The organism is Collinsella sp. AF38-3AC (assembly GCF_003474365.1).
GTDB lineage: Bacteria > Actinomycetota > Coriobacteriia > Coriobacteriales > Coriobacteriaceae > Collinsella.
On the sequence record NZ_QROM01000002.1, the window covers coordinates 184296 to 200465 of the forward strand.

Annotated in this window: 17 protein-coding genes and 5 tRNA genes; 4 read left to right on the plus strand and 18 right to left on the minus strand. The window is 58.9% G+C overall.

The genetic code is table 11. The features are described 5' to 3' along the window. Window positions 1-94 precede the first annotated feature (94 nt). From nusG to DW029_RS02225, 9 genes are all read right to left on the minus strand, one after another. On the minus strand, window positions 95-631 hold the full coding sequence (gene nusG / locus DW029_RS02185) for a transcription termination/antitermination protein NusG (RefSeq protein WP_099432095.1): 537 nt from the start codon (window positions 629-631) through the stop codon (window positions 95-97). 3 nt (window positions 632-634) lie between these two features. After that, a complete protein-coding gene (gene secE, locus DW029_RS02190) occupies window positions 635-973 on the minus strand; it encodes a preprotein translocase subunit SecE (RefSeq protein ID WP_118345155.1) in 339 nt (112 codons plus the stop codon). 75 nt (window positions 974-1048) lie between these two features. Further along, window positions 1049-1124 (minus strand) — tRNA-Trp (locus DW029_RS02195). A gap of 13 nt (window positions 1125-1137) precedes the next feature. After that, window positions 1138-1287 carry a 50S ribosomal protein L33 gene (rpmG, locus tag DW029_RS02200; protein WP_102372646.1) on the minus strand — a complete coding sequence of 50 codons (150 nt, stop codon included), beginning with the start codon at window positions 1285-1287 and terminating at the stop codon, window positions 1138-1140. Window positions 1288-1566: 279 nt separating this feature from the next. Next, entirely contained in the window at window positions 1567-2757 is a 1191-nt protein-coding gene (gene tuf, locus DW029_RS02205) for an elongation factor Tu (RefSeq protein ID WP_117563790.1), read from the minus strand. A gap of 96 nt (window positions 2758-2853) precedes the next feature. Further along, window positions 2854-2930, minus strand: a tRNA-Met gene (locus DW029_RS02210). 3 nt (window positions 2931-2933) lie between these two features. Continuing rightward, window positions 2934-3009, minus strand: a tRNA-Thr gene (locus tag DW029_RS02215). Window positions 3010-3019: 10 nt separating this feature from the next. Then, a tRNA-Tyr gene (locus DW029_RS02220) sits at window positions 3020-3101 on the minus strand. 568 nt (window positions 3102-3669) lie between these two features. Next, window positions 3670-3744, minus strand: a tRNA-Thr gene (locus DW029_RS02225). Between the two features lie 223 nt (window positions 3745-3967). Between DW029_RS02225 and DW029_RS02230 the strand changes: the two genes are divergently transcribed. Continuing rightward, a complete protein-coding gene (locus DW029_RS02230) occupies window positions 3968-5308 on the plus strand; it encodes a DNA-binding protein (protein WP_117798539.1) in 1341 nt (446 codons plus the stop codon). Window positions 5309-5335: 27 nt separating this feature from the next. On the opposite strand, the gene DW029_RS02235 is transcribed toward DW029_RS02230, so the two are convergent. The 6 genes from DW029_RS02235 to disA all read right to left on the minus strand — a co-directional run bounded on the left by DW029_RS02235 (window position 5336) and on the right by disA (window position 10803). Then, window positions 5336-6013, minus strand: a complete 678-nt coding sequence (locus DW029_RS02235) for an NYN domain-containing protein (RefSeq protein WP_055285223.1) — start codon at window positions 6011-6013, stop codon at window positions 5336-5338. Window positions 6014-6016: 3 nt separating this feature from the next. After that, window positions 6017-6937, minus strand: coding sequence for a 23S rRNA (guanosine(2251)-2'-O)-methyltransferase RlmB (rlmB, locus tag DW029_RS02240; RefSeq protein WP_118345156.1), 921 nt, complete (start codon window positions 6935-6937; stop codon window positions 6017-6019). A gap of 143 nt (window positions 6938-7080) precedes the next feature. Next, window positions 7081-8547, minus strand: coding sequence for a cysteine--tRNA ligase (gene cysS / locus DW029_RS02245; RefSeq protein ID WP_118345157.1), 1467 nt, complete (start codon window positions 8545-8547; stop codon window positions 7081-7083). A gap of 3 nt (window positions 8548-8550) precedes the next feature. Beyond that, window positions 8551-9045 carry a 2-C-methyl-D-erythritol 2,4-cyclodiphosphate synthase gene (ispF, locus tag DW029_RS02250; RefSeq protein ID WP_006234975.1) on the minus strand — a complete coding sequence of 165 codons (495 nt, stop codon included), beginning with the start codon at window positions 9043-9045 and terminating at the stop codon, window positions 8551-8553. Continuing rightward, entirely contained in the window at window positions 9035-9763 is a 729-nt protein-coding gene (gene ispD, locus DW029_RS02255) for a 2-C-methyl-D-erythritol 4-phosphate cytidylyltransferase (RefSeq protein ID WP_118345158.1), read from the minus strand. Before ispD ends, ispF begins: the two co-directional genes overlap by 11 nt. Then, complete coding sequence (gene disA / locus DW029_RS02260; protein ID WP_369796797.1) at window positions 9763-10803, minus strand: DNA integrity scanning diadenylate cyclase DisA; 1041 nt, start codon at window positions 10801-10803, stop codon at window positions 9763-9765. Before disA ends, ispD begins: the two co-directional genes overlap by 1 nt. Before the next feature lie 248 nt (window positions 10804-11051). On the opposite strand from disA, the gene DW029_RS02265 reads away from it, so the two are divergent. The 3 genes from DW029_RS02265 to DW029_RS02275 all read left to right on the plus strand — a co-directional run bounded on the left by DW029_RS02265 (window position 11052) and on the right by DW029_RS02275 (window position 13495). Next, window positions 11052-11630: a manganese efflux pump MntP family protein gene (locus DW029_RS02265; RefSeq protein WP_118345159.1), complete on the plus strand. Its 579-nt coding sequence runs from the start codon at window positions 11052-11054 to the stop codon at window positions 11628-11630. A gap of 128 nt (window positions 11631-11758) precedes the next feature. Beyond that, a complete protein-coding gene (locus DW029_RS02270) occupies window positions 11759-12190 on the plus strand; it encodes a helix-turn-helix domain-containing protein (protein WP_158553132.1) in 432 nt (143 codons plus the stop codon). Then, window positions 12191-13495, plus strand: coding sequence for a type II toxin-antitoxin system HipA family toxin (locus tag DW029_RS02275; RefSeq protein WP_118345160.1), 1305 nt, complete (start codon window positions 12191-12193; stop codon window positions 13493-13495). Between the two features lie 127 nt (window positions 13496-13622). Here the strand turns inward: DW029_RS02275 and DW029_RS02280 are convergent, their stop codons facing one another. The 3 genes from DW029_RS02280 to DW029_RS02290 all read right to left on the minus strand — a co-directional run bounded on the left by DW029_RS02280 (window position 13623) and on the right by DW029_RS02290 (window position 16106). Next, entirely contained in the window at window positions 13623-15080 is a 1458-nt protein-coding gene (locus DW029_RS02280; protein ID WP_118345161.1) for an aminoacyl-histidine dipeptidase, read from the minus strand. A 148-nt stretch (window positions 15081-15228) separates the two neighbouring features. Next, the gene (locus tag DW029_RS02285; protein WP_117794201.1) at window positions 15229-15750 is read right to left on the minus strand and encodes a PIN domain-containing protein; all 522 of its coding nucleotides are present in this window, start codon (window positions 15748-15750) and stop codon (window positions 15229-15231) included. Next, window positions 15747-16106: a type II toxin-antitoxin system RelB/DinJ family antitoxin gene (locus tag DW029_RS02290; RefSeq protein ID WP_118345162.1), complete on the minus strand. Its 360-nt coding sequence runs from the start codon at window positions 16104-16106 to the stop codon at window positions 15747-15749. Before DW029_RS02290 ends, DW029_RS02285 begins: the two co-directional genes overlap by 4 nt. Window positions 16107-16170 lie beyond the last annotated feature (64 nt).

The window sequence follows — 16170 nt, forward strand, 5'->3', positions numbered from 1 at the left end:
GAAGTACTTGCTATATCGTAAGCACGCACGTGTTAGAAGCACTCCTGAGATGAGCAGTCACAGAAGAAGCACGCTCGCGCGAACGGACGAAAACTTAAGCGATGACAGCGACCTGGTTAAAGTCGAGCTCGACCGGCGTCTCGCGGCCAAAGATCATCAGCGTGACCTTGAGCTTGCCAGCCTCGGTGTTAACCTCGGAGACTTTGCCATCAAAGTCGGTAAGCGGGCCATCGGTGACGCGGACGGACGTGCCGACCTCAATATCAACCGAGGTACGCTTGGGCGAATCACCCTTACCGGGACGACGAGTCATCTTATTGTACTCGTCGCGGGAAAGCGGAGCGGGCTTGCCGTTGCCGCCCAGGAAACCGGTGACGCCGGGCGTGTTGCGAACGCACGTCCATGCATCGTCATCCATCTCCATGCGGACCAGAACATAACCCGGGAAAATCTTGGAATCCTTGGTCTCGCGCTTGCCACCCTCTTTAATCTCAGTGACGCGCTCCATAGGAATCTCGATATCAAAGATACGGTCCTGCATGCCCATAGTCTCGATACGATGCTCGAGATCAGACTTAACGCGGTTCTCGTATCCAGAGTAAGTGTGAACGACGTACCAACGCTTAGACATGGTTTAGCCCCTCAATCCAGAGAACAGAGCAAGAGCCTCGCCAAAGCCAGCATCGAGCAGAGCGATGACGACGCCGACGACGATCAGAGACGCGCAAACGACGACCGAGTAGTTCACGAGCTCCTTCTTATCGGGCCACGTGACACGCTTCATCTCGGACTTGACCGAAGCGAAATACTTCTTGGTGCGGGCGAAGAAACCAGGCTTCTCGTTCTTCTTGGACTTCGCAGCCTTCTCGTTCTTCTTGGCAACGGCCTTCTTGGCCTCAACCTTGGAGTTGGCGGCAGCGTTTTTGGCGGGTGCCGGCTGCTGAGCCTTCTTCTTGTTCTTCTTGTTGGCCATTTGGGTTACCTCCGCGCAATGCGCTTATACATGAGTAAACCGTAAGCCCCCAATGGGAGCTTACGGAATAATGACTGGCACGCCAGGAAGGACTCGAACCCTCAACACTCGGTTTTGGAGACCGATGCTCTACCAATTGAACTACTGGCGTATGTGACTAGAGACTAGCGGGTCTCTTTGTGCAGCGTGTGGTGACGGCACCAGGGGCAATACTTCTTGATCTCCATACGATCAGGCATGTTCGCCTTGTTCTTGGTTGTCGTATAGTTGCGGCGCTTGCACTCAGTGCACGCAAGAGTAACTAGAGTACGCATGTATCCTGAACCTTTCATTTCCGCCCCGTACGGGCACGAGTTGGTACTTTATCAGCTCTACGTAAGTGCTGTCAACGAAAACCTCGAGTCAATTGGTTCTCGGTGGATCCATTCATATTTGGAACACATCAATGAAGCCAGCGAGAGCTAATCGACGGTGCACCCAGGACCATTATCGATCCTCTCGACACCAGCAACGGCTCAATGTCCATTGCAGAAAAGAACCCGGCACCCATATAAGTGCCGGGTTCTCTAAGTCAGCTATATCAGAGAGCTAATTTACTCAATGATCGTGGAGACGATGCCCGAACCGACGGTGTGGCCACCCTCGCGGATAGCGAAGCGCAGGCCCTCCTCCATGGCGATCGGGTGGATGAGGTCGCCCTCGATGGTGATGTGGTCACCAGGCATAGCCATCTCGGTGCCCTCGGGAAGCTTGACCGTACCGGTAACGTCGGTGGTACGGAAGTAGAACTGAGGACGATAACCATCGAAGAACGGGGTGTGACGGCCGCCCTCCTCCTTGGTCAGAACGTAGATCTCGCCGGTGAACTTGGTATGCGGGGTAACCGAACCGGGCTTGCAGAGAACCTGGCCGCGCTCGATGTCCTCGCGCTTGATGCCACGGAGCAGCAGACCGACGTTGTCGCCAGCCTCGCAGAAGTCCATGGACTTACGGAACATCTCGATACCGGTAACGACGGTGTTCTGGGTGTCCTTGATGCCGACGATCTCGACGGGCTCGTTGAGCTTGAGCTCACCGCGCTCGACACGGCCGGTAGCAACGGTACCACGGCCGGAGATGGTCATAACGTCCTCAACGGCCATCAGGAAGGGGAGGTCGTTGTTACGAGCAGGCGTCGGGATGTACTCGTCGACGGCGTTCATGAGCTCGCGGATAGCGTCCATCCACTTGGCGTCGCCCTCGAGAGCGCCCAGAGCGGAACCACGGATGACGGGGATGTCGTCGCCGGGGAAATCGTACTCGGAGAGGAGCTCACGGGTCTCCATCTCGACGAGGTCGATGAGCTCGTCATCGTCAACCATGTCGCACTTGTTCAGGAAGACGACGATGTAGGGAACGCCGACCTGACGGGCGAGCAGGATGTGCTCGCGGGTCTGAGCCATGGGGCCGTCGGTAGCGGCGATGACCAGGATAGCGCCGTCCATCTGAGCAGCACCGGAGATCATGTTCTTGACGTAGTCAGCGTGGCCCGGGCAGTCAACGTGAGCGTAGTGACGGGCAGCAGTCTCGTACTCGACGTGGGAGACGGAGATCGTAATGCCGCGCTCGCGCTCCTCGGGAGCCTTGTCGATGTTCTCGAACGCAGTGAAGTCAGCCTTGCAGCCCTCGGTCTCGGAGAGAACCTTGGTGATGGCAGCGGTCAGCGTGGTCTTGCCGTGGTCGACGTGACCAATGGTGCCGATGTTAACATGCGGCTTAGTGCGCTCAAACTTCTCTTTGGCCATAAAGCCCTCCTCTTAACAGGTCGTCCCCGGACGGGACTTTGCCTTTATACCATAGTGGCCTCTCAACATACTATTGAGAAGCCACCGTGTTACCTATGGTAGCGGTGACTGGATTCGAACCAGTGACGCCACGGGTATGAACCGTGTGCTCTAACCAACTGAGCTACACCGCCGGATGGAGCCTGCAACCAGACTTGAACTGGTGACCTCTTCGTTACCAACGAAGTGCTCTACCGACTGAGCTATACAGGCACTTGACGGGTGGGAGCTATAGGATTCGAACCTATGTAGGCAGAGCCAACGGGTTTACAGCCCGTCCCCATTAACCACTCGGGCAAACTCCCAATCGTTCAAGTATCCGCAGGTTCTTTGGTCTTTTGGACCGCCGCCCCCGCGAACGAAGAAGATAATACGATGCCACCTTGGGGGCTGTCAACGAAAACCTCTAGATACACGGTGCCGGGCGTATCTATATACCTGTGACCTGCGATTTTGTTGGGTTTAGATATGAAGGACGGTGAATTTCGCTACGCTGGTGACATTTCCCGAGGCAACACTTTGGTGTAGTGGAGTACACCTTCAGGATCGAACTCCGATACCGGCTTATTTACACCTATATATAGGTCGTGATCGGGCTTCTCTGGCTTGACCGAGCGTGGATGACTGGAGCCGGTCCGGCCTTTGTCTCGATCTGTAACATCTAGAGAACATTTTCTCCCCTATCTGTTACAGATTGAGATATTACGCAGAGACCCCAGCTCACGTCTCATTCTGTAACAGTTAGAAACGATTAAACCGTCTTGGTGTTACAGATTGAGACTAATTGGGGGACGAGACGGACGCTTTGCCCGATACTTATCAACAAAAAAGAAACGGGCCCTGTCCCACAAGGAACAGAGCCCGAAACTCTCATGGAGCCAGTGACAGGAATCGAACCTGCAACCCACTGATTACAAATCAGTTGCGCTACCGTTGCGCCACACTGGCACACTTGGCGCTTTCGCGCGAAGCCTGTTAAGAATAATGGAATTGCGGACGGGGCGCAACAGGCCGCACGGCGATATACAAATATGCAAAATCCAGCAACAGCGCATACCAGGCCCGTTCATTTCTGTCAGTGCGCCCTCAATCTTAAAACCATTCGCCAGAACGAATAGTTTTAATTACAATTGGCTATATAAAACTATTCGTTTTAGCGAAGGGTTTCGCGATGTTGACTACAAAGGAAGCAGCCGAGCTGCTCGGCATCACCCCGCGCAGGGTGCAGGAGCTCATTAAGAACGGCGCGCTGACCGCCCGCAAGGCTTCTGGCGTGTGGCTTATCGACAAAGACAGCGTAGACACGCGACTCCGCTCCGCAACCAAAAGAGGGGGACGGCCTCGTCGCGGGCATGGGAAAAGCGAAATCGCATTTACCCTCATGAACCGCACGCACGAAGTAGCCCAGCTGGTCTACAGCAGATCACGGAAAGACTTCACCCACATCGGCGCCGACGTCGATCGTGCCCACGCCCCTATTGGAGTTTTTGCTCCCAGCAAACCTGTATCGCTCGACTCCTTCCGCATCTGGTGGCGCGGCCGCGGTATCCCGCTCGCACGCATTGGGCTAACCTCCCTGCTTGCAGAAGCCGCAGTCGATGTTCCCGATGAACTCGTACAGCGAAATCTCGGCATCTCCCTATCCGACCAGTATTGGATTAGACCCCAAGATTCCGGTCTCGCCTGGGAGGATATCAACTTCTTCAATAACGCCTTTGATGACGTCTCGCTGTCCATTGCGCCCTTTGCCCCAGAGGGAAAAGCGGCTGCCGCAAAGCCCGATAACACCTCGGACGGCAATCTTCAAAAGTACTGGACGTGCGAGGGCGGGCGTCGAATTCTGCATAAGGCAGGAGCGCACCTGAACCAAGAACCTTATAACGAGCTGGTGGCGACCGCGCTCCACCGGCGCATCCTAAACGCCTGCGATTATGTGCCTTACTCGCTCGAGGGCACGGGCACTTCCGCCATGAGCATATGCGATGTCTTCTTAACTGATGAAGAAGAGTATGTCCCTGCGTTCTATGTAAACCAGCACGCAAACGCAGATGAACGGCTAACCGACTACGAGCGATATGTAGCAAACTGCGAGGAGCTCGGGGTGACAGGCGTTAAGGATGCCCTTGACCGCATGATCGTGTGCGACGACATCATCGCCAACTACGATCGTCATTGGCGCAACTTCGGCCTCGTGCGAAACGTCAACTCACTAGTCTGCAGGCCAGCCCCCATCTTCGATTCGGGCTCATCGCTCTGGTGCAACATTTCTCTTGAGGAGCTTAGGGCGGGAGAGCACAGTTTTACCAGCGCGCAGTTTCATTCAAGCCCCGCCAAACAAATGCTGCTCGTCGAGGACATGGGCTGGTTCGATGGAGACAAACTCAAAGGCTTTGTCGACGAGGCAATCGAGATTCTGTCTAAAAACGATGCCCTAGCAGCGAGACTGCCTTATCTAAAAGAGGCGCTAACGTGGCGCCTCGAAAGAATGATCGACATCGCTGAATGGAGTTAGCAAAGCAGCATTGCCCCGCCAGCTCCCCTACCGTCCGCGCAACGCCTTGAGCTTGGCCAGGGCCTCGGGGCTCAGGCGGCTACCCAGGGTCATCTTGATCTGCGGAGCTTCCTCTGCCTCGTGAACATCGTTATCGATCTGTTTGATCTCGTCCACCAGCATGCGGCTCGAGATGCGCGTAACGCCCTTGCCCATGACAACGGCCTGGATCGTGCCGTCGCTCGACACCACGGAGCACGCGCGGCCTTCCTCGCGCGCCTCGATGCAGAGCTTCTGCACCACGGTATCGGCAGAGACGCCCGTCGGCGAGAACTCGATACGCACGCCGCGGGCCGGCAGGTTGGGGCGCTCGCTGGAGATATTGCCCGCACCGTCGAACACGATCACGGCCTCGTAGCGGCCCTGGGCAAACGCGGCAACGTCGTTGATGAGCGCCGTGCGCGCCATATCGTGGACGTCGCTGGAATACGGATCATCGGAATGGTCGTAGACGAGCTTTTCGTAGCGCGGCGTGCAGTGAATCACGTTGTAGCCGTCGACCACCAGCAGCTCGGGCTTATTGGAGTGCACCGTCGAGACCGGATCGGCGATGGCCTGCGCAAACGCATTGCCGCCCACGCCATAGGTTGCGGCCGAAACAATCGGCTTGGCCGAGCCTTCGCCAAAGCGTTTGGCCTTGGACTTGGCGCGGTTCTTCTTGGACATGCGCTACTCCTCCCCCATGAGCTCACCGGCGTTGCGGCGCAGCCACTCAAAGCACAGCGCGGTGGTCGCCTGGGCCACATTGAGGCTCTCGGTCATACCGCGCTGGGGGAGCTTGGTCAAAAAGTCGCACTTCTCGAGCACCAGGCGCGAGATGCCGTCACCCTCCGAACCCATGACAAGTGCCACGCGGCCCTCGAAGGGAGCGTCCCAGCAGCTGCCCTCGGCGTGCTCGGAGGCACCGCCCACCCAAAAGCCGGCGGCCTTAAGATCGTCGAGCGCACGGGCGATGTTGGGCACTTGCGCGATAGACAGATGCATAACGGCGCCGGCTGAAGTCTTGTAGCTGCCCACGGTCACGCCGGCGGCGCGCTTGTTGGCGATGATGACGCCGGCAGCGCCCACAACCTCGGCGGAACGCACGATGGCACCAAAGTTGCCGTCGTCAGTCACATGGTCGAGCACGACGACGAGCGCCGGTCCGTCACCCGCGCGGTCGAGGATGTCGGCGACATCGGCGTAAGGGAAGTTGCCAACCTCGAGCGCGATGCCCTGGTGAGCGCCGTGGCTCGACAGTGCGTCGAGCTGCGCGCGCGGCACATACTTAATGCGGACGCCCGCAGCGTTGAGGTCGTCGACCAGGCGCGACAAGGCGGCATCGCGCTCCCCGCCCTCGGCAATGAGCGCGCACTTGATGGGAAAACCGGTGCGCAGCGCCTCAGCAGCAGCGCGGCGACCCTCGATGAACTCACCCTTGGGAGCCTGGACAGCATCGCGGCCACGCTCGCGCTGCGGACGCGCAGTCTGGGCTTGGGAGCGCTCGCGCTGACCCTTGGACGCGGCAGTGCGGTCATTGCGGCGAATCGGACGCGAGCCAGAAGCAGCCTGCTTGCCGCCACGAGACGCACGCTTGCGATTGTCGGCCATAAAACGGCCTCCTTAAATAGATAACGAACAAGAATCGACCGTCCGAGCCACGGCACCTTGCCTTTCAATCGTCGGGCATGACCACCAGGTCTATGCCCTCCTCTTTCAAGGCAATCTGCCGCACCTCGAGCGGTCGACAAATACTAGAGACTCTTAATACGAGTGCCCGCGGCCGTATCCTCGATCGTCAGCCCGAGGTCCTTGAGCTGGTCACGGATGGCGTCGGCCAGATCCCAGTTCTTGTCGGCGCGGGCCTCGGCGCGGGCCTCGAGAATCTTGGCAGCGGCCTCGTCCACGTCGTCGCCCGTGTAGGCGACCAAGCCGGCGGCAACGCCTAGCAGACCCAGCGGCAGCTCGACCTTGGGCTCGGGGAGCTCAACGCCAAACGTATCGAGCAGCTCGACCAGCGTATCGGCGGCGGCCAGGGCAGCGGTCTTGTCGGCAGCGTCGCCCGCTTGCTCCAGGTACTGGTTGCACTCGGTCACAAAGCCAAAGACGGCACCCATGGCGCCGGCGGTGTTAAAGTCGTCGTCCATGCACTCCTTAAAGGTGGCGCGGGTCTCGGCGGCCTTGGCGGCAAACGCCTCGGATGCTGCCTCATCGGCATCGGCCGTCGCATGGTTCGCGGCCCAGCGCAGGTTCTCGACCGTACCGGCGATACGCGTGAGCGAGTTTTCGGCACCCTCCAGGCGCTCCCAAGAAAAGTCGAGCGGCGAGCGATAGCTCGTCTGCAACATCAGCAGGCGCAGAGCGGCAGCGGAGTGCTGCTCGAGGACCTCGGCCAGCGTAAAGAAGTTGCCGAGCGACTTGGACATCTTCTCGCCGTCTACCAGCAGCATGCCTGTGTGCATCCAAGTGTTGGAGAAGCCCTGGTGCCAGGCGCAGGTGGCCTGGGCGCACTCGTTCTCGTGATGCGGGAAGGCAAGGTCGGAGCCGCCGCCGTGGATGTCGATCGGAGTGCCCAGGTAGCGATGCACCATGGCGGCGCACTCGGTGTGCCAACCAGGACGGCCCTCGCCCCAAGGGCTCGGCCAGCTGGGCTCGCCGGGCTTGGCGGCCTTCCACAGGGCAAAGTCGAGCGGGTCGTTCTTGTCCTCGTTCTCCTCGATGCGCGCGCCAACCATAAGGTCATCGATGTTGCGGCCCGAGACCTGACCGTAGCTGGGATCGCTGCGCACGGCAAAGTACACATCGCCGTTATCGGCTGCGTAGGCATGGCCCTGCTCGATGAGCGTCTTGATCATGGCGATCATGGGGCCGATCTCCTTGGTGGCGCGGGGGCGCACATCGGGATCGAGCACGTTGGCGGCACGCATGACGCCGATGAACTTGTCGGAGAACTCCGTCGCGACCTCGGCAGCCGTACGGCCCTGCTCGTTGGCGCGCTTGATGATTTTGTCGTCGACATCGGTGAGGTTCTGGGCGAACGTGACCTCGTAGCCGCTCGCGATGAGCCAGCGACGAATCACGTCAAAGCTGATGAACGTGCGGGCATTGCCGATGTGGATGTTGTCGTAGACCGTGGGGCCGCACACATACATGCGGACCCTGCCGGACTCGATGGGCTGGAACTCTTCCTTTTTATGGGTAGCGCTGTTGTAGATACGCATTCGTTACTCCTTAACGGTTTTCTGTAGCAGGCAGACGGCCCAGGCGCCGATTCCCTCGCCTTGGCCTTCCCAACCGAGCTTTTCGGTCGTAGTGGCGGCGACGCCCACGTTTTCGACGTCAACGCCCAGGGCATGGGCAAGGTTGGCGCGCATGGCATCGCGGTGCGGGGTGATCTTAGGTTGTTGACAGGCAATGGTGCAATCGGCATCGACAAACTCAAAGCCCAGCTCGCGCGCATAGTCCATCACGCGAGCGAGCAGCACCATCGAATCGGCACCCTCGTAGGCGGGATCGGTGTCGGGGAATAGCTTGCCGATGTCTCCCCCGCGGCAGGCTCCCAGAATGGCGTCTGCCAGCGCGTGTGCAAGCACATCGGCATCCGAGTGGCCCAGCAGGCCGCGCTCGTAGGGGATGTCGACCCCGCCGATGATACATCGACGCCCCTCCACCAAACGGTGGACGTCGTAGCCGTGGCCAATGCGCAGGTTACTGAACATGGGGAAGGTCCTCTCCCTCGGCCATGCGGCCAAGCAGAATCGCGGTTACGGGACGCAGGTCCTCGGGCACCGTCACCTTAAGGTTATCGCGCGGGCTCTGGACACAGCGGACGCGCCCGCCCATGCGCTCGACCAGCGAAGAATCGTCGGTCCCGATAAAGCCCTCGGCGATAGCTGCGGTGTGGGCGCGCTTCATGGCGTCGACGCTAAAGATCTGCGGTGTCTGCGCGGCCCAGTAGAGCTCACGCGGCGGCGTCTCGACGATATTGTCGCCGTCGACGATCTTGAGCGTGTCGATCGCGGGCTGACCGCATACGACACCGTCGAGCGAGCGGTCGCCCACAAGCACGTCGATCGCATGATCGATGGCCTCGGTCGTGATGAGCGGACGGGCGCCGTCGTGGATGGCGACATATTCGAAACCCGCCGGAACCGCATGCACGCCGGCACGGGTGGAATCCTGACGGGTATCGCCGGCATCGGCGAAGCTGATGGGCGTGTCATAGTCAAACGGATCGATGGCCAGGCGGCGCATCTCGGCGCGGCGCTCGGCAGGGCACACCACCACGATGTGGCGGACCTTGTCGCTACGATCGAACGCGCGGATGGACCAGCTCATGAGCGGACGGCCCGCCACGTTAACGAGCTGCTTGCCGCCGGGATTTCCAAAGCGCTGGCCGCTGCCGCCGGCAACGACCACGGCGCATACGGGCGCCATTATGCGTTCCCCTGTTTGGTGCCCTTCATGCGGTACAGCGAGTCCGCAAGAATGGCAGGGTTGTTGACACCAAAGTCGCCCAGGCGCTCCGGATCCTCGCTGATGTCGTCCATGAGCTCCTGCAACGAGCCGTACTCGTCGACGATCTTCTCGGCCACGCCGTCGCGCACGACGGACACGCGCGAAAGCGTGCGCAGGCCCAGCGGCGTCATGACGGAATCCTCGTCCAGGTCGTCATAGCCCAGAACTGCCGCCACGTGCTGCGGGTCGGACAGGTCCTTAGGCGTCATGCGGCTCAGCTCGGCGCGGATCTTCTCGGCGTTGGCCTCAGAGGAATCGCTTGCGTAGTCGCGGATCATCAAGTCGTATTCGGTATCCATGCTGGAGCCCGCGAGCTGCTCGAGCTGCATCTGCACGAGCTTGCCCTGATTACCCAGCTTGACGATGCAATCCTTAAGCTCGGTCTTTGCCTGCTGCATGATCTCGAAGCTCGAGAAGATGCCGGTGATGTCGGCGAGCGTGACGTAGTCGTCGAGCTCAAGGGCCGTCAGGCGCAGCAAGGAGCGGTCGAGCGACTGACGGGTGGTCTGAAGCGTGGCGACGAGCTGGTTGACCGAGCTCATGATGGTGGTGACGGGCTGGATCTCGTAACTCTTGCCGTGGACGTACACGTTGACGACGGCACGACGGGCCGAGACCGAGATCACGATGGCATCGGTGAGCACCGACATGCGAGCGGCAGTACGGTGACGCATGCCCGTCTCACTCGTGGCGAGCGAGGGATCGGGATTGAGATGGAAGTTGGCGCGCAGAATCTGGGTGAGGTCGCCGTCGATAACGATGGCGCCGTCCATCTTGGAGAGTTCGAACAGACGGTTCGAGGTGAACGAAATGTTGAGCGGGAAGCCGTCGTTACCAGCAGCGAGCACGTTTTCGGTGTCACCGACGCAAATGAGGGCACCAAGGTGACCGGCGATGATCATATCGAGGGCGGTGCGGATCGGCTGGCCAGGTGCCGTCAGGCGAATAGCCTGTTCCATACGCTTTTGCAGCTCGTTCTTATCCAAGGCATCGCTCCCATCGTATACGCTCCATAAACGCTAAATAGTTTCTCACGGTTTGTCCCCGCGGCGCTCGCGAAATCCGATGCTTACAGAATGAGCGAACACAGCTTAGGTAGCTCATTTGGGACGGGGCTCCTTTGACTGCTCATGTGGTAGCATTGGGTCTCATATAAATGAGGGAGTAGTCGCGTAATCGGGCTCGCCCGCAGAGATGGAGCCAGACTATGGGACTCGCAGAGCTCGTGTTGCTCGCCGTTGGCCTTTCGATGGACGCCTTTGCCGTATCCATCTGCAAGGGTCTCGGCATGAAAAAGATCAACCTTAAGGTCGCCGTGGTGCTCGGCCTTTTCTTTGGCGGTTTTCAGGCCGGCATGCCCGTAATCGGATGGGCGCTTGGCAGTCAATTCATGGGCATCATCGGCCCCATCGACCACTGGATCGCCTTTATCCTGCTCGCCTTCATTGGCGGCAAAATGCTGTGGGAGGCATTTACCGAGGACGAGGATGAAGGCGACGGCAAGGATGCCGAAAAGATTGACCTTGGCGAGTACCTGATCCTCGCCATCGCTACCTCAATCGACGCCCTAGCCGTGGGCATCTCATTTGCCGCGCTCTCGGTCGACATCGTGCCCGCCGTGTCGCTCATCGGCATCACGACCTTTATCTTCTCCATCGCCGGCGTGGCGATCGGCCACACCTTTGGCGCGCGTTACGAAAAGCCTGCCACCATCGTGGGTGGCGTCGTGCTCATCCTCATCGGGCTTAAGATCTTGCTTGAGCATCTGGGGATTTTGGCGCTGTAGCGCCAAACACAATCGCTCAAAACTCAACGCCAGCACAAAGCCTCATGCAGAGTTTTGCATGAGGCCTTTTCATGCAGACTTTTGCTTGTCATACTGATATGCAAAAGTCTGCACGTTAGGAGATCGCCGTGGATACCTTTCCCATCACCACACCGCGCCAAGCTGGCATCTACGTGCGCCAGGCACGCGAGGCTCAGGGTCTCACCCGTGCCGCCCTCGCCAAAAAGGCCGGTGTTTCGGAGCGCCTGCTCGCATCGCTCGAGCTGGGCGACGCCACTGGCATTCGACTCGACAAGCTGCTGACCGTCTTTAACGCACTCGGCATAAGTCTCTTTGTGCAAAGCGATAACGACCCAATCGCATCACCCTTTAAACATCCGACGACGATAGCGGACCTCCCTATCGCGAACTCGAATGCCCTGCCCAAGCCAAGTGTAGGCAGACGACCCGCCCGACAAGGAACGCCATCTTCCTATGGTGCCTTGCTGGCCCAAATCGCAGCCGAGCAAGGCCTTTCCGACACTTCAGACCTCTCCTTTGGCTGTAAGGTTGTGAAATAAATGGCAGAGATGGAGCTTGCGACCCTCATTTGTGGCGAAATCGCAGGCACTCTCCGGCAAGACGAGCATGGACTCTGCAGCTTTGTATACGCCCCAACCTATCGCGGAGCACCGCTATCGCTAACAATGCCGCTTTCCAATCGCACGTATGGCCATAACATCGTCCGCCCGTTCCTATTTGGCCTTTTGCCCGACAGTCAAGAGCAGCGTCGCGCTATTGCCGCCGAGCATGACGTTGCATCCAACAACCCCGTCGCCCTCTTGTGCCATATCGGTCTTGACTGCGCGGGGGCCGTTCAGTTTTGTCGAACCGATCAATTAGACGCCGTCCGTGGCAGGGTCTCCGCATACCGCCCGCTTACCAATTCTCAAATCGCTCATAAGCTCAAAGCAATTCGCGATGACGAAAGAGAGACATGGATGGGCTCCAACGAAAGCTGGTCCCTGGGCGGCAATCAAGGCAAATTTGCACTAGCTTGGCATGATGGCCAATGGTGCGAATGTCTAGGGTCATCCCCCACTACCCATATCTTCAAAAATGGTGTCGTTGGGTTCAAACATCAGGCCTTAAACGAATTCGTCTGCATGAAAACGGCTCGGCGTGTTGGCATTCCAACTGCCGACGTCTCCTATTGCACATTTGAAGACGAAGCCGCGCTCGTCGTTGAACGGTACGACAGAATGGTCAATAGCAGCGGAAATATCGAAAGGCTGCATCAGGAGGACTTTTGCCAGGCGCTCGGTGTATTGCCAAGCCAGAAATACACCGCCGACGGAGGACCAACCACACGAGACATCCAAGAACGACTGATTAAAACAGTCCCCCACCACATGAATCTTGTGCTTTTTACCTATATGTTGTTCTATAACGCCATTATCGGAGCGCCTGACGCACACGCTAAAAACTACTCGCTCGTCCTTGGCAAAGGCACAAACGCGGCGCTCGCACCCATGTACGATGTCGCATCGGGCTTGGCGTATGAGAGCATGCGACGTCGGGCACGCCTTGCTATGAGCGTTGGCGGCGAAAATCGTGTGGGGCGCATCGGTCCAGGTGCTATCCGCCGATACCACGGTATGGGCGACCCCGCGCTGGAGACGGCGCTCACCGATGCCGGGCTATCTGAGAAGTTTTGCTTTGCGACCATGATGGACCTCGCCTACGAGGTACCCATTTGCATGGAAGAGGTCATGGACGAATACGCCGACCTGCCCGGCATGGCGGACCTGCGCGAGCATATGCTCGGCCCCGTCCGCGAAAACTGCCAGCGAACCCTCGACCTCATCAGGGCGGATATGGGCTAGACGCCAATCAATTTCCCATTTCTTAAAAGAAGAGAGGGGACACCTGTCGCAAAAGACCGGGTACCCCCTCTCGTAATGTCATTTGCAATCCGCTAGCACGTGGCTCGGACTGCTGCTAGCGCAACCTTTACGCGGCGAGGCGCTTGAGCACGTCGATGAGCAGCTCGTAGAAGCGCTCGGCAGAAGCGAGCTCCATGCTCTCGTCCGGGGTGTGGACATCGGAGAGCGTCGGGCCCACGGCGATGGCGTCCAGGCCGTGCAGGGCCTCGGCAAACAGGCCGCACTCAAGGCCGGCATGAATGGACTCGATGCGCAGCTCGGAGCCAAAGAGCTCGCGATAGCTCTCGACAAAGACGTCGCGGACCGGCGAATGCTCGGCATAGCTCCAGCCGGGATACTCGAACTCGAACTTGGCGTCGAAGCCCAGGATATCGGCGAGCGTCTGCAGACGATCCTTAAACTCGTTTTGCAACGAGGTGATCGAGGAGCGCGGAGACAGCATGATCTTGACCTCGTCGTCAGAAGTGGCAACCACACCGATATTGGAGGAAACCTCGACGGAGCCGTCGGTGGCGACGTTGCGGCGAATCACGCCGTTAGGGGCAAGGCGCAGGGCGCGGATGAGGGCAAGCGCGGACTTCTCGTCCATGGCCTCGACCTCAGCGTCGTCGGCGATCTCGACAGTGCAGGTAAAGCCGGGGTCGAAGACCTCGAGCTCGGCGGTAACGTCGGCGATGATGCCACGGGCGATCTGGGCCGAGGTCTCGGCGGCAGCGTGGTCGGCATAGACCAGAACAGCCTTGCACTCACGGTTGATGGCGTTGTCCTTGGTGCCGCCGTTAAAGCTAACGATGGCAGGCTCGCCGGCAACCATCAGGCGGTCGATGATGCGGGCCATGATGAGGTTGCCGTTGCCGCGCTCCAGGTGGATATCGCTGCCGGAGTGGCCGCCCAGCAGGCCGGAGATGTCGAGCGTGAGGGTGCTACCGGTCTTGTGCTCGCGCACGATCGGGCAGGTGTAGGTAACGACGACACCGCCGGCGCAGCTGACGGTAGCAACGCCCTCTTCCTCGGAGTCAAGGTTAATCATGGTGCGGGCGCTAATCTGGGACTTGTCGAGCGTCTCGGCGCCGACCAGGCCAGTCTCCTCGTCGGTGGTGAATACGCACTCGAGGGCGGGGTGAACGATCGAATCGTCATTGAGAACAGTGAGCATCAGAGCGACGGCAATACCGTTGTCGGCGCCCAGAGTGGTGCCGTTAGCGGTGAGGACGCCGTCCTTGACGACCAGGTCGATACCATCAGTCGTAAAGTCGTGCTCAACGGAGCCCAGCTTGTCGCACACCATATCGATGTGGCCCTGCAGCATCACGGTCGGGGCATTCTCGGCGCCGGCAGATGCGGGCTTGCGAATGATGACGTTGTAGACCTCGTCCTGATACACATCGAGACCGCGCTCCTTGGCAAACGCGACCAGGAAATCGCTGATGCCCTTCTCGTTGCCAGACCCACGGGGGATCGCGCTGACCTCCTCAAAGAAATGGAACAGCTGGGCGGGCTCGTAGCCGGTAATCTTGTAGTCCATGGTGCCTCCTTGGCGCAACTGGTTAGACAGTAAGACATGCGACTTGTATATTCCCAGACTTTGCGTGCATAAACCAGTCGAAAACGCCGAGCGCCCTCGCATCATCGGCTAACGGCGAGGAAACGCCACTTTATCAAGATAAAGCAGGTTAGACGGGCCGTGCCGAAGGGACGTTGGACCCTTCAACCAGCCTCAACGCCTGTTGAACGTTAATGCATACACCATTGGTATGTTTAATAAGATTCTTGTCCTCCGTCACGACGTAATCGGCATCAATGCGATTGGCGACGCCCAGCATCAGGTCGTCCTCGAAGTCGTTGTGATGATACTTGAACACAAAGGAGTCGAAGACCTCGTCTGCACCGACCGGCGCGATGAGGGCGAGCTCGCGCATCTGCCGAACGCATGCCCAGGCCGTTTCGTCCGCCGCCGCAATGGCGTTATCGCTCAGCGAACCATTCTTCCTTCGGCACTCCCTCTTAATCGCCGCCGAGACAAGATACGAGACATCTTTGACCGAAAGAGACGAGGCAAACAGGGCAATCTGCTCCGAGACATCGGCAATCTCGAATAGACGGGCGACATCCGCTGTCCGGTCCGACCTTCCAGAAAAGTAATCCATCCATACGTTGGTGTCGATGAGCAACTTGAGAATGCCGTCTGCACTCATAGCTCCACCCACTCGGGATAGCGCTCCGCCATTGCTTCCTCATAGAGGTCATCGTAGTCACCCGAGAGGTCGGGAACAGGGATGCCGTATTTGAGGCACGCATCGCGCACGATGTGGCTGCCCTGCGTAACCCTTGATTCCACCGACGCAGTCGCTGGCACGTTAGAGCTCGGTGCCACAACCCCCGATCTCGAGGGCATGCATCCGTTGACGACCAGATATTCCCAAAGTGTCCGCACCGCTTGAGACGGCGTCATGCCGATATGCGCCAGCACGGCGTCCCCAGCCTCTTTGAGTTGGCGATCCATGCGCACATTCATCTGGACCGGCCGTGAGTCGAGTACCGATATAGGCATACTAGCTCCTTCTGCTATACATATTTATATTTCGAGTATAGCACCATTTACTCATAAAAAAGGG

What these genes read in the sequence shown, in the direction of transcription:
- cysS (WP_118345157.1), bottom strand. Translation starts at nt 8,547, where the DNA reads ATGCGTATCTACAACAGCGCTACCCATAAAAAGGAAGAGTTCCAGCCC.
- DW029_RS02275 (WP_118345160.1), top strand. Translation starts at nt 12,191, where the DNA reads ATGGCAGAGATGGAGCTTGCGACCCTCATTTGTGGCGAAATCGCAGGC.
- rpmG (WP_102372646.1), bottom strand. Translation starts at nt 1,287, where the DNA reads ATGCGTACTCTAGTTACTCTTGCGTGCACTGAGTGCAAGCGCCGCAAC.
- tuf (WP_117563790.1), bottom strand. Translation starts at nt 2,757, where the DNA reads ATGGCCAAAGAGAAGTTTGAGCGCACTAAGCCGCATGTTAACATCGGC.
- ispD (WP_118345158.1), bottom strand. Translation starts at nt 9,763, where the DNA reads ATGGCGCCCGTATGCGCCGTGGTCGTTGCCGGCGGCAGCGGCCAGCGC.
- disA (WP_369796797.1), bottom strand. Translation starts at nt 10,803, where the DNA reads ATGGAACAGGCTATTCGCCTGACGGCACCTGGCCAGCCGATCCGCACC.
- DW029_RS02280 (WP_118345161.1), bottom strand. Translation starts at nt 15,080, where the DNA reads ATGGACTACAAGATTACCGGCTACGAGCCCGCCCAGCTGTTCCATTTC.
- ispF (WP_006234975.1), bottom strand. Translation starts at nt 9,045, where the DNA reads ATGTTCAGTAACCTGCGCATTGGCCACGGCTACGACGTCCACCGTTTG.
- DW029_RS02265 (WP_118345159.1), top strand. Translation starts at nt 11,052, where the DNA reads ATGGGACTCGCAGAGCTCGTGTTGCTCGCCGTTGGCCTTTCGATGGAC.
- secE (WP_118345155.1), bottom strand. Translation starts at nt 973, where the DNA reads ATGGCCAACAAGAAGAACAAGAAGAAGGCTCAGCAGCCGGCACCCGCC.
- rlmB (WP_118345156.1), bottom strand. Translation starts at nt 6,937, where the DNA reads ATGGCCGACAATCGCAAGCGTGCGTCTCGTGGCGGCAAGCAGGCTGCT.
- DW029_RS02285 (WP_117794201.1), bottom strand. Translation starts at nt 15,750, where the DNA reads ATGAGTGCAGACGGCATTCTCAAGTTGCTCATCGACACCAACGTATGG.
- DW029_RS02290 (WP_118345162.1), bottom strand. Translation starts at nt 16,106, where the DNA reads ATGCCTATATCGGTACTCGACTCACGGCCGGTCCAGATGAATGTGCGC.
- nusG (WP_099432095.1), bottom strand. Translation starts at nt 631, where the DNA reads ATGTCTAAGCGTTGGTACGTCGTTCACACTTACTCTGGATACGAGAAC.
- DW029_RS02230 (WP_117798539.1), top strand. Translation starts at nt 3,968, where the DNA reads ATGTTGACTACAAAGGAAGCAGCCGAGCTGCTCGGCATCACCCCGCGC.
- DW029_RS02235 (WP_055285223.1), bottom strand. Translation starts at nt 6,013, where the DNA reads ATGTCCAAGAAGAACCGCGCCAAGTCCAAGGCCAAACGCTTTGGCGAA.